This window comes from Brevundimonas sp. GW456-12-10-14-LB3 (assembly GCF_059424365.1).
This window is the reverse complement of sequence record NZ_JBWKZJ010000007.1, coordinates 82,907-102,358: the sequence shown is the minus strand read 5'-3', so window position 1 is coordinate 102,358 and position 19,452 is coordinate 82,907. Positions and strand designations below refer to the sequence as shown.

At 68.6% G+C, this 19,452-nt stretch carries 21 protein-coding genes; 15 read left to right on the top strand and 6 right to left on the bottom strand.

What is annotated here, in order from left to right; translation table 11 throughout:
* Positions 1-5: 5 nt before the first annotated feature.
* The 7 genes from AC07XS_RS05175 (at position 6) to AC07XS_RS05145 (ending at position 4,248) form a co-directional block, all read left to right on the top strand.
* Positions 6-812: a ComF family protein gene (locus tag AC07XS_RS05175; protein WP_182713782.1), complete on the top strand. Its 807-nt coding sequence runs from the start codon at positions 6-8 to the stop codon at positions 810-812.
* Between the two features lie 63 nt (positions 813-875).
* A complete protein-coding gene (gene grxC, locus AC07XS_RS05170; protein ID WP_182713719.1) occupies positions 876-1,133 on the top strand; it encodes a glutaredoxin 3 in 258 nt (85 codons plus the stop codon).
* Positions 1,134-1,137: 4 nt separating this feature from the next.
* A complete protein-coding gene (locus AC07XS_RS05165; RefSeq protein ID WP_182713720.1) occupies positions 1,138-1,977 on the top strand; it encodes a carbon-nitrogen hydrolase family protein in 840 nt (279 codons plus the stop codon).
* Between the two features lie 18 nt (positions 1,978-1,995).
* On the top strand, positions 1,996-2,430 hold the full coding sequence (locus AC07XS_RS05160) for a DUF1178 family protein (protein WP_182713721.1): 435 nt from the start codon (positions 1,996-1,998) through the stop codon (positions 2,428-2,430).
* A gap of 1 nt (position 2,431) precedes the next feature.
* Positions 2,432-3,256 carry a helix-turn-helix domain-containing protein gene (locus AC07XS_RS05155; RefSeq protein WP_182713722.1) on the top strand — a complete coding sequence of 275 codons (825 nt, stop codon included), beginning with the start codon at positions 2,432-2,434 and terminating at the stop codon, positions 3,254-3,256.
* A 33-nt stretch (positions 3,257-3,289) separates the two neighbouring features.
* Complete coding sequence (locus AC07XS_RS05150; protein WP_182713723.1) at positions 3,290-3,760, top strand: DUF6265 family protein; 471 nt, start codon at positions 3,290-3,292, stop codon at positions 3,758-3,760.
* Positions 3,761-3,771: 11 nt separating this feature from the next.
* Entirely contained in the window at positions 3,772-4,248 is a 477-nt protein-coding gene (locus tag AC07XS_RS05145) for a GNAT family N-acetyltransferase (RefSeq protein WP_054764302.1), read from the top strand.
* On the opposite strand, the gene AC07XS_RS05140 is transcribed toward AC07XS_RS05145, so the two are convergent.
* Entirely contained in the window at positions 4,245-4,556 is a 312-nt protein-coding gene (locus AC07XS_RS05140; protein WP_152949181.1) for a UrcA family protein, read from the bottom strand. The two genes, AC07XS_RS05145 and AC07XS_RS05140, sit on opposite strands and share 4 nt — an antisense overlap.
* 222 nt (positions 4,557-4,778) lie before the next feature.
* On the opposite strand from AC07XS_RS05140, the gene typA reads away from it, so the two are divergent.
* From typA to AC07XS_RS05115, 5 genes are all read left to right on the top strand, one after another.
* Entirely contained in the window at positions 4,779-6,611 is a 1,833-nt protein-coding gene (typA, locus tag AC07XS_RS05135; protein WP_152949182.1) for a translational GTPase TypA, read from the top strand.
* Between the two features lie 44 nt (positions 6,612-6,655).
* Positions 6,656-9,358 (top strand): [protein-PII] uridylyltransferase, encoded by a 2,703-nt coding sequence (glnD, locus tag AC07XS_RS05130; protein WP_182713724.1) that lies wholly within the window; start codon positions 6,656-6,658, stop codon positions 9,356-9,358.
* A 36-nt stretch (positions 9,359-9,394) separates the two neighbouring features.
* Positions 9,395-10,990, top strand: coding sequence for a murein biosynthesis integral membrane protein MurJ (gene murJ, locus AC07XS_RS05125; protein WP_182713725.1), 1,596 nt, complete (start codon positions 9,395-9,397; stop codon positions 10,988-10,990).
* Between the two features lie 123 nt (positions 10,991-11,113).
* Complete coding sequence (trpS, locus tag AC07XS_RS05120) at positions 11,114-12,154, top strand: tryptophan--tRNA ligase (RefSeq protein ID WP_182713726.1); 1,041 nt, start codon at positions 11,114-11,116, stop codon at positions 12,152-12,154.
* Positions 12,154-12,618 (top strand): OsmC family protein, encoded by a 465-nt coding sequence (locus AC07XS_RS05115; RefSeq protein ID WP_054764308.1) that lies wholly within the window; start codon positions 12,154-12,156, stop codon positions 12,616-12,618. Before trpS ends, AC07XS_RS05115 begins: the two co-directional genes overlap by 1 nt.
* Position 12,619: 1 nt before the next feature.
* On the opposite strand, the gene AC07XS_RS05110 is transcribed toward AC07XS_RS05115, so the two are convergent.
* From AC07XS_RS05110 to AC07XS_RS05095, 4 genes are read right to left on the bottom strand one after another with little or no spacing between them, the layout of a single operon-like run.
* On the bottom strand, positions 12,620-12,748 hold the full coding sequence (locus AC07XS_RS05110; protein WP_260171187.1) for a hypothetical protein: 129 nt from the start codon (positions 12,746-12,748) through the stop codon (positions 12,620-12,622).
* Positions 12,749-12,806: 58 nt separating this feature from the next.
* Entirely contained in the window at positions 12,807-13,757 is a 951-nt protein-coding gene (locus tag AC07XS_RS05105) for an NAD(P)/FAD-dependent oxidoreductase (RefSeq protein WP_228184930.1), read from the bottom strand.
* The gene (locus AC07XS_RS05100) at positions 13,758-14,213 is read right to left on the bottom strand and encodes an Rrf2 family transcriptional regulator (RefSeq protein WP_054764309.1); all 456 of its coding nucleotides are present in this window, start codon (positions 14,211-14,213) and stop codon (positions 13,758-13,760) included.
* Positions 14,214-14,270: 57 nt separating this feature from the next.
* Positions 14,271-15,020, bottom strand: a complete 750-nt coding sequence (locus AC07XS_RS05095; protein WP_054764310.1) for a dienelactone hydrolase family protein — start codon at positions 15,018-15,020, stop codon at positions 14,271-14,273.
* Between the two features lie 108 nt (positions 15,021-15,128).
* Here AC07XS_RS05095 and AC07XS_RS05090 point away from each other — a divergent pair, with 108 nt between their 5' ends.
* On the top strand, positions 15,129-15,758 hold the full coding sequence (locus tag AC07XS_RS05090) for a PadR family transcriptional regulator (RefSeq protein WP_054766777.1): 630 nt from the start codon (positions 15,129-15,131) through the stop codon (positions 15,756-15,758).
* The gene (locus AC07XS_RS05085; protein ID WP_182713727.1) at positions 15,755-16,564 is read left to right on the top strand and encodes a siderophore-interacting protein; all 810 of its coding nucleotides are present in this window, start codon (positions 15,755-15,757) and stop codon (positions 16,562-16,564) included. The genes AC07XS_RS05090 and AC07XS_RS05085 overlap by 4 nt, the downstream gene beginning before the upstream one ends.
* Here the strand turns inward: AC07XS_RS05085 and AC07XS_RS05080 are convergent.
* Positions 16,551-17,174, bottom strand: a complete 624-nt coding sequence (locus AC07XS_RS05080; protein WP_054764312.1) for an alpha-ketoglutarate-dependent dioxygenase AlkB — start codon at positions 17,172-17,174, stop codon at positions 16,551-16,553. The genes AC07XS_RS05085 and AC07XS_RS05080 overlap by 14 nt on opposite strands.
* Before the next feature lie 236 nt (positions 17,175-17,410).
* On the opposite strand from AC07XS_RS05080, the gene dnaK reads away from it, so the two are divergent.
* Positions 17,411-19,309 (top strand): molecular chaperone DnaK, encoded by a 1,899-nt coding sequence (dnaK, locus tag AC07XS_RS05075; RefSeq protein ID WP_182713728.1) that lies wholly within the window; start codon positions 17,411-17,413, stop codon positions 19,307-19,309.
* Positions 19,310-19,452 lie beyond the last annotated feature (143 nt).

The following is a 19,452-nucleotide window of genomic DNA, read 5'->3' as shown; positions in this document are numbered from 1 at the left end:
GGCTGATGGACCTTCAGGATGGGGGTTTGGGGCGCGCCTGGGAAGGGGCGGCGCGTCATTTGCGGCGGGCCGGCCTGGACTTCGCGCGGGGACTGGCCGATCTGGTCCTGCCGCCCCTGGCGCATGACAGCCCCGAGGCCACGGCCGCTGCCGGCCTGACGCCCGACGCCTGGAGCCGCATACGGTTCTTGGAGGCGCCGGTGTGCGACGGCTGCGGCGCGGCCTTCGAATTCGACGGCGGCCCTTTCGCCGAAACCCGCTGCGCAGCCTGCATCGCCCAACCCTATGTCTTCGCCCGCGCCCGCGCCGCCTGCGTCTATGACGAGGCGTCCCGAAGCCTGATCCTGCGCTTCAAACACGGGGACCAGCAGCAGTTCGCCGCCCTGTTCGCGCGCTGGATCAGCCGAGCGGGCGCTGAACTGGTCGCTGAGGCCGACGCCGTGGTCCCCGTGCCCCTGCACCCGTTGCGACTGCTGTCGCGCCGGTTCAACCAGGCCGCCGAGATCGCCCGCCCCCTGGCCCGAAGGGCGGGGCTGGACTATCTGCCCGACGCCCTGATCCGGGCCAGCCATACGGCGAGCCAGGGCGGCAAGAGCCGCCGCGGCCGACGGCTGAATGTGAAAAAGGCCTTCGCCGTGACCGAGGCCGGGCGACGCCGCCTGAAGGGGCGCCGCATCCTTCTGATCGACGATGTGTTGACCACGGGCGCGACCGGCGAGGCCTGCGCGCGCGCCCTGCTCGAGGCCGGGGCGCGGGCCGTGGATCTGGCCGTGATCGCGCGGGTGCGAAACGCCCGTGAACTGACTATGTAGTCCCTATCGCTCCCCACGCGGCGGCTCGCTGCTTGAGGGACATGCTTAATCTGGAGTTCTGATTTGGCCGACGTCGTCATCTACACCAAGCCCGGCTGCCCCTATTGCTACAGCGCCATGGCGCTGCTGAAGAAGAAGGGAGTCGATTATCATGAGATCGTCGCCTCCAACGACCCCGAAAAGAAGGCCGAGATGGTCGAGAAGTCGGGCGGGCGCATGACCTTCCCCCAGATCTTCATCGACGGTCAGCATGTCGGCGGCTCGGACGACATCCACGCCCTGGACCGCGACGGCAAGCTCGACCCGCTTCTGACGGCCTGATGCGATGAGCGGCGGGCTCGACATCGCCCTGATCCAGACCCGCACGCCGGCGACGGCCGAGGCGGCTTTGGCCCATGTCGAGCCCCTGATCCGCGAGGCGGCGGCGGGCGGGGCGAAATTCGTCCTGACGCCGGAAGGGACCAATGTCCTGGAACAGCGCCGCGACCGACGCGACGCCGCGATAACGGATGAAGAGGCTGACGTCGCCGTCCTGGGCCTGCGCCGTCTGGCGGCGGAACTGGGAATCTGGCTGCTGATCGGCTCGGCCATCGTCCGGTCCGGCCATACCGGCGACGGGCGAGCCGCCAACCGGTCGCTGCTGATCGATGCGTCCGGCGGGATCGTCGCCCGGTACGACAAGCTGCACGTCTTCGACGTCGAGATGCCCAACGGCGAAAAATACCGCGAAAGCGCCACGGTGCGGCCCGGTGACGGGGCGGCGGTCGCCGACACGCTCTGGGGCCGGCTGGGCCTGACCATCTGCTACGACATCCGCTTTCCCCACCTGCACCGCCAGCTGGCCAAGGCCGGGGCCTCGATGATCGCCGTGCCCGCCGCCTTTACGGTTCCGACCGGAGAAGCCCATTGGGAGGTGCTGCTGCGGGCCCGGGCCATCGAAACCGGCGCCTTCGTCCTGGCCCCGGCCCAGGGCGGCCTGCATGAGGACGGTCGCCGCACCTGGGGCCGCTCGACGGTCGTGGGCCCCTGGGGCGAGATTCTGGCCAAGGCGGATCACGACGACCCTTGCGTTCTCACGGCCAAGCTGGACATGGAGGCGGCGGCCAAGGCCCGAACGGCCGTGCCGGCCCTGACCCACGATCGTGACTTTCTGCCCGCCCGCTGATTCAGCCCCTGACCACCCATGATCCGATACGCTCTCAACTGCGATCAGGCCCACGGTTTCGAAGCCTGGTTCGGCTCGTCCGCCGACTATGACGACCAGGCCGCGCGCGGGCTGGTGGAATGCCCGTTCTGCGGCTCGCGTTCGGTGCAGAAGGCGATCATGGCCCCGGCGGTCAGCGGCACGCGCAAGTCAGACGCGGCCCCCGAGATCGCGGCCCGGATGCAGACCATGATGATGGAGGCCGCGCGCGAGGTGCGCGCCCATGTCGAGGCGAACTTCGACTATGTCGGCGACGCCTTCGCCCGCGAGGCCCGCGACATCCATGAAGGCCGGTCCGAAAAGCGCGAGATCTACGGCGAGGCCACGCCCGCCGAGGTGAAGAAGCTGAAGGAGGACGGCGTCCCGGTCGCCCCCCTGCCCGCCCCGCCGCCGGACCCCTCCAAGGTCAACTGAGGTGACCTCGGGGGAGGAGCGGTATCAGGAGTTCGCGCCGCCAGCGGCCCTGCGGCCCTTCGTCCGCGTGATCTGGACCTACGCCGCCCCCGATCCCAGTCCAACCGTCCAGCGCATCGCGCCTGACGGCTGCCCCGAACTGGTGTTCGACCTCGGCGCCCCCTACGCCGAACAGGGCGAGGACGGTGCTTTCCACCTGCAGCCCGCGGCCCTGTTCGCCGGACAGATGACCTGTCCCCTGGCCATGAAGCCGACCGGTCCCATCGAACTGGTGTCCGTCCGGTTCGAACCGGACGGGGCGCGTGACTTTCTGGGTCGACCGCTGGTCGAGGCGACCGACAGACGGCTGGACATGGTCGAACGCCTCATCGGGTTCGATCCGCCGCCGGGCGATCCGACGGGCCAGGCGGAGGCCTTCGTCGCCTGGCTGACCCGCCAGAAGCAGCACGGGGACTGGACGATCGACCCGATCGTTCGCCCAGAGATCGATGAGGCGGCCGCCGAGCGGCCCGCGCCGCCTCGGTCGTCGGGGGCGCAACGGGCGCTTCAGCGGCGCTTCGCCGACCGGGTCGGTGTCTCGCCCCGCCTGCTGCGTTCGATTTTCCGCTTTCGCCGGGTGTTCGACCACGCCGCACAGCCGGACGGCGAGGCTCAGAGCTGGCTCGAAGCGGGGCTACAGGCCGGCTATTTCGACCAACCGCAGATGGCCCGCGATTTCCGGCGCTTCCTGGGCTGCACCGCCACGGAATGGGCCCGGGAGCAGCACGCCCTGGCCCGAGCCATAGCGTCGCAAACCTACAAGCCGTCGAGCCCGCACGCCGCCTAGCCTGTCGACGTCGACCGGAGAGGAAAATCGACCATGCTGACCCCGCTGCTTCTCGCCGCCGCCCTTCAGACCGGGCCGGACCTGCGTCCCGATCTGGGCTGGATGGCCGGCTACTGGCTGTCCTGCGAACCGGGCCGCGAAGTGTCCGAGACCTGGACCGATCCGCGCCTGAACCTGATGCTGGGGACATCGCTGACCATCCGCGGCGGACGGGCGGGGTGGGAGCTGTCGCGCATCGCCCCGGTCGATCCGACCCCGGCCGCGCCCCTGGCCTATTTCGCCCAGCCGGAGGGCCAGCCTGCCGCCGTCTTTCCGGTGGTCGCCTCCGGACCGAGCCGGGTGGTGTTCGAACAGGCGGCCGACGACGACTTTCCAAAACGGGTCGTCTATGAACGCGACGGCGACATCCTGAACGCCCGGATCGAAGGCGTGCTGGACGGCCAGGAGAGGATTATTCGATGGCGTTTCCACAAGGCGGAGCTGAACGCGCGCTGCCCCAGCTAGTCTGGCGTCCGATGCGGCCGAGCGACATCGACGCCGTGGTCGAGATCGCCCGTCTGTCCTTCCCCGATCATTTCGAGGCGCGGGCCTGTTTCGAGAACCGGCTGGCCCTTTATCCGCGCGGCTGTTTCGTACTGACGGATGGGGACGCCCCGGCGCAGGGGTATCTGATCGCCTATCCCTGGCGGGCCGATGGGGCGCCGCCCTTGAACACGGTGATCGAAGGCCTGCCGACGGACCCGGCCGTCCTCTATCTACACGACTTGGCCCTGCACCCCGAGACGCGGGGCGGCGGGCTGACCCACGCCGTGGTCGAACGGCTGGCGGAACAGGCGACGGAGGACGGCTGGCCCGCCGTCGCCCTGGTGGCCGTCAATGACGCCGTCGCCTTCTGGTCCCGCCACGGCTTCGTTGAGCAGACGGCGCCGGGCATGGCCGCCAAATTGGCCAGCTACGGCGCCGACGCCCGCTATATGGTGCGTCGTCTCTAAAACTGGTTCAGCAGGCGACGCCCGCCGGCCTTGACGAACAGGCGGCGTTCGGAAGCAGGCAGCTGATAATAGGCGCGGCGCCGCATTTCCCGCTCGCACACCTGCGGCAGCCCCAGGTCGCTAGGCGTCAGAACCGCCCGATGCTGGGCGCACCAGTCTCGGCTGGCCGTCTGAATTCGATCGGCCAGAACCGCTGCGTCCCCCGTCCGGCCCATGCTCAGCCCCTTGGCGTCCACGCGCATGTCCGGCGCGCCGCCGGGCGCCAGAACGGCCGCCGCCAGCATCAATCCCATTAAGCCCGTCATCATCGTCTCCCTTGTCCAAACGGTCACGCCGTCGAGGGGTAGAGGAGTGGGCTCGACCGCGCGGATGCGGCGTCCGGAATGAAATATCGGTAAGGCGGCGGCAGGCGGCGAAACGCCCGCTCTGGTCTTTCCGTCCACATGGCTGTAAGAGGCGCGCGCTCCCTGCACGCCTTTTCATGACCAGCGGCCGCCCGCATCTCGGCCGCGCCTTTTCGCGATTATCAAATGAACCTGCGCAACGTCGCCATCATCGCCCACGTCGACCACGGCAAGACGACCCTGGTGGACCAACTTCTGGCCCAGTCCGGCGTCTTCCGAGCCAATGAGGCGACGACCGAGCGCGCCATGGACTCGAACGACCAGGAAAAGGAACGCGGCATCACCATCCTGGCCAAGTGCACCTCGGTGCTCTGGAACGGCGAGGCCGGCGAAACCCGGATCAACATCATCGACACCCCCGGCCACGCCGACTTCGGCGGCGAGGTGGAGCGGATCCTGGGCATGGTGGACGGCTGCGTCCTGCTGGTCGACGCCGAGGAAGGCGTCATGCCCCAGACCAAGTTCGTCCTGACCAAGGCCCTGAAGATGGGCCTGCGCCCCATCCTGTGCATCAACAAGGTCGACCGCGCCCATGCCGATCCGGACCGGGTCCACAACGAGACCTTCGACCTGTTCGCCGCCATCGGCGCGACCGACGAACAGCTGGACTTCCCCCACATCTACGCCTCGGGCCGCAACGGCTGGGCGACGCTGGACCTGAACCAGCCGAACGACAATCTGGCGCCCCTGTTCGACCTGATCGTCCGTCACGTCCCGCCGCCCAAGCAGCAGCAGAACGTCGACAAGCCGTTCCAGATTCTGAACGTCCTGATCGAATCCGACCCCTTCCTGGGCCGTCTGCTGACGGGCCGGATCGAGAGCGGCAAGGCCGTGCCCGGCATGGCCATCAAGGCCCTGGACCGCGACGGCAAGGAGATCGAGCGCGGTCGCATCACCAAGGTCCTGGCCTTCCGCGGCCTGAAGCGCCAGCCGCTGGACGAGGGCTCCGAGGCCGGCGACATCGTCGCCATCGCGGGCATGTCCAAGGCGACCGTGGCCGACACCCTGTGCGCCCTGGAAGTCACCGAGGCCCTTCCCGCCCAGCCGATCGACCCGCCGACCATCTCGATGACCGTCTCGGTCAACGACAGCCCCCTGGCCGGTCGCGAGGGCGACAAGGTCCAGTCGCGCGTCATCCGCGACCGCCTGCTGAAGGAGGCCGAGGCCAACGTCGCCATCCGCGTCACCACCACCGAAGGCGGCGACGCCTATGAGGTGGCCGGCCGCGGCGAACTGCAGCTGGGCGTTCTGATCGAGAACATGCGCCGCGAAGGCTTCGAACTGTCGATCTCGCGTCCGCGCGTGGTCTTCCAGGAAGGGCCCAACGGCGAGAAGATGGAGCCGATCGAGGACGTCATGATCGACGTCGACGACGAATTCTCGGGCATCGTCATCGAGAAGCTGTCGGCCCGTAAGGCCGAAATGACCGACATGGGTCCGTCGGGCGCCGGCAAGACCCGTATCCAGCTGAAGTGCCCGTCGCGCTCCCTGATCGGCTATCAGGGCGAGTTCCTGACCGATACGCGCGGTTCGGGCGTGCTGAACCGGGTGTTCAGCCACTATGAGCCGCACAAGGGCGCCATCGCCGGCCGTCTTAAGGGCGTGCTGATCTCGAACTCCGACGGCGAAACCGCCGCCTTCGCCCTGTGGAACCTGGAAGATCGCGGCGTCATGTTCGTCGGCGCCGGCGAAAAGACCTACCAGGGCATGATCATCGGCGAGAACGCGCGCTGGGACGACCTGGACGTCAACCCGATCAAGGGCAAGCAGCTGACCAACGTCCGCGCCGCCGGCAAGGACGAGGCCGTTCGCCTGACCCCTGCGCGCCAGATGTCGCTGGAACAGGCCATCGCCTATATCGACGACGACGAGCTGGTCGAGGTGACGCCGAAGTCCATTCGTCTGCGCAAACAGGTGCTGAACCCGTCGTTCCGCAAGAAGCGCGTTCGCCCCGAATAATCCTTCACTGACGCATAGGGGTTCGGCGCCTATATGGGCCGGACATGACCCTCGTTCCGCCCAGTCTGGATGACCGCCTTGACGAGGCCGCCCGCGCGAAAGACCCGCGCGCGGCGGTCTCTGTCGTTCTGCGCGAAGCCTATGACGTCGCCCGCGCTCGCGCCGAGCGCAAGCTGGACGGCGGAATGAAGGGGCGGGAAGTCGCCCGCCTCTACGCCAGGGCCGCCGACGACATGCTGTCGGCCCTGTGGCGCGTGGCGACCGAGGTCCTGTTCCCGGTTTCCCCGGTCGAGAGCGAACGCCTGTCCCTGGTGGCCGTGGGCGGTTACGGCCGGGGCGTGCTGGCCCCCTATTCCGACCTGGACCTGTTGTTCCTGCGGCCCGCCAAGGCGACGCCGCGCGGGGGCACGGTGATCGAATTCGTCCTTTATGTTCTGTGGGATCTGGGCATCAAGGTCGGGCCATCCGTGCGGTCGGTGGAGGAATGCCTCAGCCTGTCGCGCACGGACATGACGGTGCGGACCACCCTCTTGGAGGCGCGCCATCTGGCGGGGGACGCGCGCCTGTCCGAGCTGATGATCGGCCGGTTCCGCGACATGGTGGCCAAGGCCGACCCCCGTCCCTTCATCGCCGCCAAGCTGGAGGAACGCGCCGCCCGGCACCAGAAGGCCGGCGTGACCCGTTACAAGGTCGAGCCGAACGTCAAGGACGGCAAGGGAGGTTTGCGCGACCTCAACACCCTGTACTGGATCGCCCGATCCCTGGCGCCGGACAGCCGACTGGGCGCGACGGTGATGGACGAACTGTTCACCCCGCGCGAACGCCGGACGTCCGACGACGCCTTCGACTTCCTGTGGCGGGTGCGGATCCATCTGCATCTGGTCGCCGGGCGGGCGGAGGAGAAGCTGACCTTCGACATGCAGCCCGAGGTCGCCCGGCGCATGGGCTGGCAGGGTCGGGGCGACGAGCCGGCGGTCGAGCGGTTCATGCGGCGCTATTTCCTCTACGCTCGTGACGTCGGCGCCCTGACGCGGGCCATGTCGGCCAAGCTGGAGGCGCGGCACCAGAAGACGGCCCAGGGTCTGTCGCGCCTGATCGCCTTTCGACCCAGTCGCCGAAAACTGGACATCGAGGGCTTCTGGATCGACCAGGGGCGGCTGTCGGTCGAGGACGCCTCGGTGTTCGAACGCGATCCGGTCAAGCTGTTGACCCTGTTCGTCTGCGCCGACCGGCACGATCTCGACCTGCACCCCGACGCCTTCTCCGCCGTGACCCGCTCCCTGTCGCTGGTGACGCCCCGTCTGCGACGCGATCCGGTGGCGTCGCGGGCCTTCCTTGACGTCCTGGCGCATGGTCAGAGGCCCTATCGCACCCTGACCATCATGAACGAGACGGGGCTGCTGGGGCGGTTCCTGCCGGAATGGGGGCGGATCGTCGGCCAGACCCAGTTCAACATGTACCACGCCTATACGGTGGACGAGCACACCCTCCAGGCCATCGGCGTCATCAACGACATCGCCCGGGGCAAGTTGAAGGCCGACCACCCGATGGCCAGCGAGATCGTGCACCTGATCTCGGACATGGAAGCCCTGATGCTGGGCATGCTGCTGCACGACGTCGGCAAGGGGGGCGAGCGCGGCCAGCTGGAGGACGGGGCCATCGCCGCGCGCCGGGCCTGCGAGCGACTGGGCGTCGATCCGCGCCGCATCGAACTGGTGGTCTGGCTGGTGCGCAGCCACCTGGCCCTGTCCGACTACGCCCAGAAGCGCGACCTGTCCGATCCGGGCACCATCCGCGCCTTCGCCGAACTGGTGGGCGATCCGGAGCGGCTGCGGATGCTGCTGGTCCTGACCGTGGCCGACATCCGCGCCGTTGGGCCGGGGGTCTGGAACGGCTGGAAGGGCCAGCTGATGCGGACCCTCTATGACCAGGTCGCCGCCCTGTTCCGGGGCGAAGACGTGGCGCGAGCGGACCCGCTGGCGGCCCATCCGGCCCTGGTGGAGCGGGCGCGCCAGACCGGCGCCGCCGCCCGGGCCGCCCCCCTGACGCCGGTGGAGGGCCTGCCGGTCCAGGCCACGGAAATCTCCATCGCCGCCCTGGACCGGCCCGGCCTGTTCGCCGACCTGGCCCAGACCATGGCCGCCCTGGGCGCCGACGTCACGGACGCCCGGGTGGCGACCACGGACGAGGGAGTGGTGCTGGACGTCTTTCGGGTTCAGGACGGGGCGGGCCTGCCCTACGGCCAGGCCGAGCCGCGCCGGCTGAACGCCCTGATCGAGGCGCTGGAGAAGGCCGCGCGCGGCGAGGGCCGCATCGGCAAGGCGCCCGCCCCCGCCGGCAACGCCAGAAAGGCCGCCTTCGAGGTCCGGCCCGTGGTCATGGTCGATCACCACGCCAGCGAGACCGCCACCGTGGTCGAGGTCTCGGGCGCCGACCGGCCCGGCCTGCTTGCGGCCCTGTCGCGGGTCTTCAGCGACGAAGGGCTGAACATCCGCTCGGCCCATGTCGCCTCCTATGGCGAGCGGGCGGTGGACAGCTTCTATGTGGTCGATCGCAAGGGTCGGAAGATCACCTCGGAACAGCGGGTCGCCGAACTGCGCGCGGCCCTGGAAGCGGTACTGGACAGCCGCGCCCCGGCGCCGGAGGGCCGCAAGGTCGCCTCGGCCCGCGCCAGCGCGCGCGACGTCTCCGAACTGGGGCGGCGGACCCGCGCCAAATCCGTATCGCCGCCGACGGAAGCGCGCTAAGCCTCGCCTTTCTCCAGCCTTCCTCCCCCGGTCCGCATGAGCCTCGCCCGCAACACCCTGGTTCAGTCCAGCCTGACCCTGGGCAGTCGAATTCTGGGATTTGTCCGCGACATGGCGCTGGCGGCGCGCTTCGGCCAGGGGCCGATGATGGACGCCTTCACCACGGCCTTGATGCTGCCCAACATGTTCCGCCGCCTGTTCGCCGAGGGCGCCTTCGCCCAGGCCTTTGTCCCCGTCTACGGCGGGGTCCGGGCGCGCGAGGGCGAAGAGGCCGCCGCCGTCACCGCATCCGAGGCGCTCAGCTTCATGCTGGCGGTGGTCGCCGGCTTCTGCATCCTGCTTCAGGTGGTGATGCCCTGGATCATGCCCTGGCTGCTGTCGGCCTATCAGGGTCGACCCGAGGTGCTGCGCGCCGCTGTGATCGCGACCCAGCTGGCCATGCCCTATCTGGCCTGTATGACCGCGGCCTCGCTGCTGTCAGGGGTGTTGAACACCGGCGGACGGTTTGCGCTGTCGGCCGCCGTACCGGTGTTTCTGAACCTGTGCACCCTGGCCGCCCTGCTGCCGCCGATGTTCCTGCCGATCCCGCAGGAGACCGTGCTGCTGATGGTGACGGCTGCGGTGACGGTGTCAGGCGTCATTCAGGCGGGCCTCTTGTGGTGGGGCGTGCGGCGGCTGGGCGTGCGGCTCAGGATCGGCCTGCCCCGGATCACGCCCAATGTCCGCCACACCCTGGCTCTGGCCGTGCCCGGCGCCCTGGCGGGAGGCGCCCTGCAGATCAACTCCCTGGTGTCGCAGTTCCTGACCGGATCGGACGAAGGCGCGCGGTCGGTGCTCTATAACGCCGACCGGCTGTACCAGCTTCCCCTGGGTCTGGTCGGGGTCGCCATCGGCCTGGCCCTGGTGCCGCGCCTGACCAAGGCCTTCGTCTCCGGCGATCACGTGGGCGGGCAGAAGACGCTGGATGACGGGATCAACCTGGCCATGGCCTTCACCCTGCCGGCCGCCGTGGCCCTGTTCGTCATCCCCTTCTTCATCATCGACGCCACGGTGACGCGCGGCGCCTTCACCAGCGCCGACGCCGCCCGAACCGCCGATGTGCTGCGCCAATTCGCCTGGGGCGTGCCGGCCTTCGTCCTGGCCAAGGTTTTGACCCCGCCCTTCTTCGCGCGCCAGGACACGCGCCGGCCGATGATCTTCGCGGTGGTCAGCGTGGTCATCACCGTCATCCTGGGCTCGGGCCTGTTCTTCTGGTTCAGCGCCCAGGGCTGGGACGGGGTGCTGGGCCTGGCGATCGCCACCAGCGTCTCGGCCTGGATCAATGTCGGCCTGTTGGCCGGGGTTCTGGTTCGCGAGAACAGCTGGCGGCCGTCGCCGGCCTTCGTTTCCAGACTCTCCCGCGTCCTGGCCGCCAGCGCGGTCATGGCCGGCCTGCTGCTGCTGGCGGGGATCAACTACGGACTGCTCAGCCGGTTGCTTCTGGCCAAGGAGATCGCCGTGCTCGTGGTCTGCGGCCTGGGCGCGGGCGTCTATGGCGTCTGTCTTCTGGCCTTCCGCGCCGTCACCGTGGCGGAGCTGAAGGCCACCCTGCGCCGCGAGCCCGGCGGTTCGGCCGTCTCCGGTCTGGACTGAACTCCGCCGAGACGATAAGCGCGAGCCATGATCCTTTCGGGCCTGATCTCCACCTGGCGATGGCGCGGCTGAACCGCCGCCCCCTTCGTCACACCTGATTCCGACTTTCCGAGACCCGACCCCATGACCGATCAAACCCCTCCGGCCCTCTACACCGGCCCGCGCCGCATCCTGTCCGGCATCCAGGCCTCCGGCGCCCTGCACCTGGGCAACTATCTGGGCGCCCTGAAGCGGTTCGTCGAACTGCAGGACCAGGGCGCGCCGGTCTTCGTCTTCGTCGCCGACCTGCACGCCATCACCGTCTGGCAGGAGCCCGAGAAGCTGGCGGCCCAGACGCGCGAGATCGCCGCCGCCTATCTGGCCTCGGGTCTGGATCCGGCCCGGTCGATCATCTTCCCGCAATCGGCCGTGCGCGCCCATGCCGAACTGGCCTGGATCTTCAACTGCGTCGCCCGCCTGGGCTGGCTGGACCGGATGACGCAGTTCAAGGAGAAGTCCGGCAAGCACAAGGAGCGGGCCTCGGTCGGCCTCTATACCTATCCGGTGCTCCAGGCCGCCGACATCCTGCTGTACAAGGCGACGGAAGTGCCGGTCGGGGAGGACCAGAAACAGCATCTGGAGCTGACCCGCGACATCGCCGCCAAGTTCAACAACGACTTCGGCGTTCCCGGCTTCTTCCCCCTGCCCGAACCGGTGATCCAGGGGCCGGCGACGCGCGTCATGTCCCTGCGCGACGGGGCGGCCAAGATGTCCAAGTCGGACCCGTCCGACAACAGCCGGATCAATCTGACCGACGACGCCGACACCATCGCGTCCAAGATCCGCAAGGCCAAGACCGATCCCGAGCCCCTGCCGGAAACCCTGGACGGGCTGAACGACCGACCGGAGGCCAAGAATCTGGTGGCCATCTACGCCGCCTTGGCCGGGCTGACGCGCGAACAGGTGATCGAACAGTTCGGCGGCCAGGGTTTCGGCGCCTTCAAGCCGGCTCTTGCGGATCTCGCCGTCTCGGCCCTGGCGCCGGTCACGGCCGAGATGCGCCGGCTGATGGACGATCCCGTAGAGATCGACCGGGTGCTGAAGGCCGGGGCCGAGCGCGCCGCCGAAATCGCCGATCCGGTGGTGGAAGAGGTCAAGAAGATGGTCGGCTTCTGGAGGACGTGATGGGCAAGTACGAGGCGAAGGTCGCCTGGAGCCGCGGTGATCAGCCCTTCCTCGACAAGCGTTACAGCCGCGCCCATTCCTGGACCTTCGACGGCGGGACGGTCGTGCCGGGGTCGTCGGCGCCGGCCAGCGTGCCCCTGCCGATGTCCGATCCTTCCGCCGTCGATCCCGAAGAGGCGATGATCGCCTCCCTGTCCAGCTGCCACATGCTGTGGTTCCTGGCCTTCGCCGCCAACGCCGGCCTGGTGGTCGACACCTATGTCGACGAGGCTTTCGGCAAGATGGGCAAGAACGACCAAGGGCGCGGCTATATCGCCGAAGTGACCTTGAACCCATGCACCAGTTTCACGGGTCGCGTGCCGACGCAGGACGAGTTGGACGCCTTGCACCACCAGGCCCACGACCATTGCGAAATGGCCCATTCCGTACGCGCGACGATCACGACGATCGCGACGATCGGCTGACCTAGCCGTTCAGCGCCATTGCCATGAAGACCGGCGCGCCGAGAATGCCGACCGCCCCGACGAGCGCAACAAGGCCGCCCAGAACGAGCAGCCCTTTGAGCGCGATGGATGTCTTGGCGGAAACTTGCATGCGCACAACCTAGCCTGATCAGACTCGCGCGGAAGGCGACATGTTGTCGCCGCGCCAATCAGGCCGCGCGCTGCGTCTCCTCCTCCACCAGCGAGCGGAACAGGGCGTGGCCGGCGATCATGCCGTCCGAGGTCGCCAGGGTGATGTTGGACGCGGCCCGCGCCAGGTCGCCGGCGGCGAAGACGCCCGGCTGGGTCGTCTGCTGCATCCCGTCCACCTTGATCACCCGGCCCATGGGCGTGTCGGTCATTTCGCACCCCAGGCGCTCGGCGAAAGGATTGCCGACCTGGATCTGGGCGCCGACGAAGAGGGCCTTTAACGCCACAAACCGCCCGTCGGCCAGGCGCGCGCCCGTCAGGGTGGGGGCGTCCCCCTCCAGCCGCTCTATGGGCGTGGTCTCGATGGTCACGCCGCGCCGGTACAGCAGATGGGCGTCCTCGGGCGACAGTCCGACCTCCAGCCCCATGAACAGGGTGACCTGGCCCCACTCCGCCACGGTGGCGGCGTACTGGACCGCATGGTCGCCGCGCCCCAGCACCCCGATCGAGCCGCCGCCGATCTCATAGCCGTGGCACCAGGGACAGTGGAGCGCCGTCCGGCCCCAGCGTTCCTTGACGCCCGGAATGTCCGGCAGCACGTCCTCGACCCCGTGCGACAGCAGCAGACGGCGGCCGGTGGTCCGCGTCCCGTCGGCGAAGACGACCGAAAAGCCGCCGTCGATCCGCTCGACCTCGACCGCCTCGGCCATGCGAAAGGCTGCGGTAGGATAGGCGGCGACCTGGGCCCGAGCGGCGGCGGCGATCTCGGCCCCCGGCCTGCCGTCCTGGCTCAAAAACCCATGGGCGCGCGCGGCGAACCTGTTGCGCGGCTTTCCGTCGTCAATGACCAGCACCCGACGACGGGCGCGGACCAGTTGCTGGGCGGCGGACAGGCCGGCGTAGGAGCCGCCCAGGATCAGGGCTTCGTGCGGCATGGGCTCACTCGGGACGATGGAGGTTGAGATGGGCATTCAGCAGATCCTTTTTGGGTGGTCGGCCATTCGGCGCGCGAAGTCCGCCGCCAGATCGGCCAGGGTGATCTCGTTCAGCCGTGCGACCAGCAGGGCGCGGGCCTCGGCGTAGGTCTCGGCCAGAGCGTCGTTGACCGCCGCCTCGACCAGGCAGCCGTCGGCCTCGACCGGCGGGGTTTCGGGAAACAGACCGGGCTCGCCCAGAGCGGTGTTGACCTGGCCCAGAGTGACCTGATCCAGCGGCCGGGCCAGCCGCCAGCCGCCGCCACGCCCCTTTTCCGAGACCACCAGCCCCTGTTCGCGCAGGCCCGCCATGGTCCGGCGCACCACGACCGGATGGGTCGACAGGCAGACGGCCAGCTGATCCGACGTCATGGATGCGCCGCTCCGCGCCTCGTACTCGGCCATGTGGAGCAGGGCGTGGAGGATGTTGGAGAGGCGGGAGTCCCTTTTCATGTAACTTCAATTGTTACGTGATAAGCCGATCGTCAAGACGGAGACGGCACTCTTTTTTCAAACGTGCGGCGCGACGTCGGTCAGAAAGGCGCGGAAGCGGCGCAGGGATTCCTCGGTCAGGTCCGGGTCGTGGCGCATCGGGCCGTTGTTGGTCGGTTCGTCGAAGGCGTGGGTGCCGGCGGCGACCCAGCTCTCGACCTCGGCGCCGCAGTTGCGGATCATGGCGTTGACCAGTTCGGCGTTGCGCACCGTGGTCAGATGGTCGCGTTTGCAGGTGACGGCCAGCACCCGGGGGCAATGCCGCCAGGGCTTCATCCGGTTGAAGGCGAAGGGCCCTATATAGGGATAGGCCAGCCAGACGGCGCGAACACCCGACAGGTCGGCCGCACCGGGATCGGCCACGCCCAGGGTGTTGGGCGCAGGGTCGGCGCTCATCATCTCCATGATCGACCAGCCGCCGTGGCTCCAGCCGGCCAGGGCCAGCCGGGTCGCGTGCACGTCCGGGCGGGCCGAAATCCCCTGGATCGCCGCCAGGACGTCGCCGGCCCGCTCATAGCCCCGGAAGGCCAGGCCGGTGCAGACCGCCGTCAGGGTGAAGGCCCGGCCCCATCCGCGCGGCCCATAGGAATCGACGATGAAGGCCCGCCAGCCGGCCGCCTTCGCCGCCTCCGCATAGCGGGGCAGATGGCTGCGCAGACCGCCGCAGCCGTGGAACAGCAGGACCGCCGGGCGGGGCCGATCGTCGTCCGGGCCGACGATGGTCAGATGGGGTTCGAGGCGGGCCCAGCGGCGTTTCAGATCGTCCATCCTGGACATACGCCGCAGCGGCGCGCCGAAAACCAGCCCCCCTTGCGGATTTCGATATTTCGATATATCTGAAAACTTGTGAATAGATATATCGAAAAGGAAGCGATGATGAGGACCACGGGGATGTTCCACGGCCGCAACGGATGCGGCGAAAAACATGGCCGTCACGGCGGCTTCGGCCACGCCTTCGGGCGAGGCATGCGCGGCGGACGCGGCGCGGGCTTCGGTCCGGGCTGGGGCGGCGAAGGGCGAGGGCGCGGCCATGGGCCCGGACGCCACGGCGGCGGCCGCCTGTTCGACCACGGGACCCTGCGCTGGGTCCTGCTGTCGCTGATCGCCGAAAAGCCCAGCCACGGCTATGAGTTGATCAAGGCGGTCGAGACGAAACTGGGCGGCGCCTATTCGCCCAGCCCCGGCGTCATCTATCCCAGCCTGACCCTGCTGGAGGAAATGGGCGCGCTGGACTCCGAGGCCCAGGGCGGCAAGAAACTCTATTCGATCACCGAGGCCGGGCGCGCCCTGCTGGCCGAGAACGAGGCGATCCTGCGCGCCGCCGAGGCGACGATGGACAAGTTCGCCGCCCGCGCCCTCAGGCCGACCGCCATCCAGGACGCCATCGGCCGCCTGCGCCACACGATTCACGGCCGTCTGACGGGCGAGACCGCCCTGACCGAGGCCCAGATTCAGGCCATCGCCGCCATACTGAACGAGGCCGCCGACAAGGTGGAACAGGCATGACCGGGCTCTTGCGCATCCCGCGTCGCGTGCGGCACGAACTGAAGTTCCGCACCCTGGCCGTCGCCTCGATCGAGGATCTGACGCCGACCTATCGCCGCATCGTGCTGGAAGGCGCGGATCTGGACGGCTTCGTCTCCCTGGGCTTCGACGACCATGTGAAGATCTTCCCGGTCGCCGAGGGTCAGGCGCCGGTCCTGCCGACGCTCGGGCCGGACGGTCCAGTCTTCGCCGAGCCGCGCCCGGTGATGCGCGACTACACCCCCCGCGCCTATGACGCCGCCGCCCGTCGCCTGACCCTGGACTTCGTCACCGGCCACGGCGGTCCGGCGACCGAATGGGCCATGGCGGCGAAGACCCGCTCGGTCCTGGGGGTGGGGGGGCCGCGCGGCTCCTTCATCGTCCCCACCGCCTATGCCGATCATGTGCTGATCGGCGACGAGACCGCCCTTCCGGCCATCGCCCGCCGTCTGGAGGAACTGCCCGCCGACGCACGCGCCCATGTGGTGGTCGAGGTTGCGGATATGGAGTCGACCTGGACCTTCGAAAGCGCCGCAGATGTCGCCTTTACCTGGGCGATCCGCGACGGCGCGCCCCGAGGCCGTTCCGACGCCTTGCTGACGGCGGCGGATCGGGCCCTGACCGAGGTGGATCGCAAGGACGCCTATGTCTGGATCGCCGCCGAATCCGCCGTGGCCAAGGCCCTGCGCACACGCGTGCTGGCGCTCGGCTTTTCGGCCAAGTCCGTGAAGGCGGCAGGCTATTGGCGCCTCGGCGGCGCCGGCGCCCACGAGGTCATCGAGGATTGATCCCCGCCACGCGCAGGGTCAGATTCAGCCGTCCCCCGCCCGGGATCAGGCGCGACGAGCCCGCCAGGACGCGGTCGACCCCGTGCCGGGCCAGTCGCGCCGGCCCGGTCAGGGCGCAGACGTCGCCGCTGTCCAGCCGCAGCGTCGCAGTGCGACCGCCCTCGACCGCCCCGATACGGAACAGGGCCGCCTCGCCCAGCGACACCGAAAGAACCGGAGCCGTCAGGTCCGCCTCGTCCCTGTCCTGGTGCAGGCCCATCTTCGCCCCCTCGCGGTACAGATTGACCAGACAGGCGTCCGGCTGCTGAGGCCCGCCGACGGTCGCCCGCCACAAGTCGAGCAGCACCGGCGGAATATCCGGCCAGGCCCGCCCGGTCTGCGGGTGCGTCGGCTGATAGCGATAGCCGCTGCGGTCCGAGACCCAGCCCAGCGGCCCGAAATTGCTCATCTGCACCGAAAACGGCCGCCCGCCAGGGGTGATCGGCCGATAAAGGGGCGCAGCCTCCAGACGCGCGAACACGGCATCGACCAGATCGGCCTGGGCCGGACCGTCCAGGGCGCCGGGCCACAGGCGGAAGCCTTGAACGGCGGTTTGGACCTCTGAAATCATGCTGAAACCGGGGACATGGCCTCATCCTGCGGGAAAACCGGGGCCGGCGCATCGCTGAATCGCAGAACGCCCTTGCAGCCGTATGGGACTTTCCCATATCGGGGCCAGCTTCGGAGAAACCCCGAGAAATTTGGGGCTATCCGGCACCATCACGCCAACCCACAGGGGGCGGTCACGCGCGGCGCTTCATCGAAGGCCGCCGCATCGCCCGCCGATACGGAGAGAACAGTACGCCCATGGCCAAGATTATCGGCATCGACCTCGGCACCACCAACTCCTGCGTGGCCGTCATGGACGGCAAGAACCCCAAGGTCATCGAGAACGCCGAAGGCGCCCGCACCACCCCCTCGGTGGTCGCCCTTCAGGACGGCGGCGAGACCCTGGTGGGTCAGCCGGCCAAGCGTCAGGCCGTCACCAACCCGGCCAACACCTTCTTCGCCATCAAGCGCCTGATCGGCCGCAACTTCGACGATCCCGTCGTGGCGAAGGACAAGGGCATGGTGCCCTATGAGATCGTCAAGGGTCCGAACGGCGACGCCTGGGTGCGTGCGCACGGCAAGGACTATTCGCCCCAGCAGATTTCGGCCTTCACCCTGACCAAGATGAAGGAGGCCGCCGAGGCCTATCTGGGCGAGAAGGTGACCCAGGCCGTCATCACCGTTCCGGCCTATTTCAACGACAGCCAGCGCCAGGCCACCAAGGACGCCGGCAAGATCGCCGGCCTGGAAGTCCTGCGCATCATCAACGAGCCGACCGCGGCCGCCCTGGCTTATGGCCTGGAGAAGAACGACGGCCAGAAGATCGCCGTCTATGACCTGGGCGGCGGCACCTTCGACGTCTCGATCCTGGAGATCGGCGACGGCGTCTTCGAGGTGAAGTCGACCAACGGCGACACCTTCCTGGGCGGCGAGGACTTCGACGTGCGCCTGGCCGACTATCTGGCCGACGAGTTCAAGAAGGAACAGGGCGTTGACCTGCGCCAGGACAAGCTGGCCCTGCAGCGCCTGCGCGAAGAGGCGGAGAAGGCCAAGAAGGAGCTCAGCTCCACGACCCAGTACGAGGTCAATCTGCCCTTCATCACCATGAACGCCTCGGGCCCGCTGCACCTGAACATCAAGCTGTCGCGCGCCAAGCTGGAGGCCCTGGTCGACGACCTGGTCGCCCGCACCATCGAGCCGTGCAAGAAGGCGCTGGCCGACGCCGGCCTGAAGGCCTCGGACATCGACGAGGTCGTCCTGGTCGGCGGCATGACCCGCATGCCCAAGGTGCAGGAGGCCGTGAAGGCCTTCTTCGGCAAGGAGCCGCACAAGGGCGTGAACCCCGATGAAGTCGTGGCCCTGGGCGCCGCGGTTCAGGCCGGGGTTCTGCAGGGCGACGTCAAGGACGTGCTGCTGCTGGACGTGACGCCCCTGACCCTGGGCATCGAGACCCTGGGCGGCGTCTTCACCCCGCTGATCGAGCGCAACACCACCATCCCGACCAAGAAGAGCCAGACCTTCTCGACCGCCGACGACAACCAGTCGGCCGTGACGATCCGGGTCTTCCAGGGCGAGCGCCCGATGGCGGCGGACAACAAGCTCCTGGGTCAATTCGACCTGATGGGCATCCCCCCGGCGCCGCGCGGCATGCCGCAGATCGAGGTCGCCTTCGACATCGACGCCAACGGCATCGTCAACGTCTCGGCCAAGGACAAGGCGACCAACAAGGAGCAGTCGATCCGCATCCAGGCCAACGGCGGCCTGTCGGACGCCGACATCGACAAGATGGTCAAGGAAGCCGAGGCCAACGCCGCCGCCGACAAGGCCCGCAAGGATCTGGTCGAGGCTCAGAACGCCGCCGACAGCCTGATCCACTCGACCGAAAAGGCCCTGGCCGACCACGGCGACAAGGTCGAGGCCGACGTCAAGACCGCGATCGAGACCGCTCTGGCCGACCTGAAGACCGCCCGCGAGGGTACGGACGCCGAGGACATCCGCGCCAAGACCAACACCCTGGTCCAGGCCTCGATGAAACTGGGCGAAGCCATGTACGCCGCCCAGCAGGGCGCGCCCGCCGAAGGCCAGCCGGCTGACGACGGCGTGGTGGATGCGGAGTTCGAGGACGTCTCGGACTCCGACGAGAAGAAGAGCGCCTGATCCGCAACAGGCCGCTGAAATGATACGGCCCCGCTTGTCTTGCGATAGGCGGGGTCTTTTCATGAAACTTGCATCAAGCGTTCCGGCCCCCATGTCAGCCGGGACACCGCCTTTTCCAGAGCCCGCAGAGGTTCGGGCCGGGC

Coding starts and splice junctions, on each gene's coding strand:
- AC07XS_RS05175 (WP_182713782.1), top strand. CDS start 6: ATGGACCTTCAGGATGGGGGTTTGGGGCGCGCCTGGGAAGGGGCGGCG.
- AC07XS_RS05165 (WP_182713720.1), top strand. CDS start 1,138: ATGAGCGGCGGGCTCGACATCGCCCTGATCCAGACCCGCACGCCGGCG.
- AC07XS_RS05160 (WP_182713721.1), top strand. CDS start 1,996: ATGATCCGATACGCTCTCAACTGCGATCAGGCCCACGGTTTCGAAGCC.
- AC07XS_RS05150 (WP_182713723.1), top strand. CDS start 3,290: ATGCTGACCCCGCTGCTTCTCGCCGCCGCCCTTCAGACCGGGCCGGAC.
- AC07XS_RS05145 (WP_054764302.1), top strand. CDS start 3,772: ATGCGGCCGAGCGACATCGACGCCGTGGTCGAGATCGCCCGTCTGTCC.
- AC07XS_RS05140 (WP_152949181.1), bottom strand. CDS start 4,556: ATGATGACGGGCTTAATGGGATTGATGCTGGCGGCGGCCGTTCTGGCG.
- typA (WP_152949182.1), top strand. CDS start 4,779: ATGAACCTGCGCAACGTCGCCATCATCGCCCACGTCGACCACGGCAAG.
- glnD (WP_182713724.1), top strand. CDS start 6,656: ATGACCCTCGTTCCGCCCAGTCTGGATGACCGCCTTGACGAGGCCGCC.
- murJ (WP_182713725.1), top strand. CDS start 9,395: ATGAGCCTCGCCCGCAACACCCTGGTTCAGTCCAGCCTGACCCTGGGC.
- trpS (WP_182713726.1), top strand. CDS start 11,114: ATGACCGATCAAACCCCTCCGGCCCTCTACACCGGCCCGCGCCGCATC.
- AC07XS_RS05115 (WP_054764308.1), top strand. CDS start 12,154: ATGGGCAAGTACGAGGCGAAGGTCGCCTGGAGCCGCGGTGATCAGCCC.
- AC07XS_RS05110 (WP_260171187.1), bottom strand. CDS start 12,748: ATGCAAGTTTCCGCCAAGACATCCATCGCGCTCAAAGGGCTGCTCGTT.
- AC07XS_RS05105 (WP_228184930.1), bottom strand. CDS start 13,757: ATGCCCATCTCAACCTCCATCGTCCCGAGTGAGCCCATGCCGCACGAA.
- AC07XS_RS05100 (WP_054764309.1), bottom strand. CDS start 14,213: ATGAAAAGGGACTCCCGCCTCTCCAACATCCTCCACGCCCTGCTCCAC.
- AC07XS_RS05095 (WP_054764310.1), bottom strand. CDS start 15,020: ATGGACGATCTGAAACGCCGCTGGGCCCGCCTCGAACCCCATCTGACC.
- AC07XS_RS05090 (WP_054766777.1), top strand. CDS start 15,129: ATGAGGACCACGGGGATGTTCCACGGCCGCAACGGATGCGGCGAAAAA.
- AC07XS_RS05085 (WP_182713727.1), top strand. CDS start 15,755: ATGACCGGGCTCTTGCGCATCCCGCGTCGCGTGCGGCACGAACTGAAG.
- AC07XS_RS05080 (WP_054764312.1), bottom strand. CDS start 17,174: ATGATTTCAGAGGTCCAAACCGCCGTTCAAGGCTTCCGCCTGTGGCCC.
- dnaK (WP_182713728.1), top strand. CDS start 17,411: ATGGCCAAGATTATCGGCATCGACCTCGGCACCACCAACTCCTGCGTG.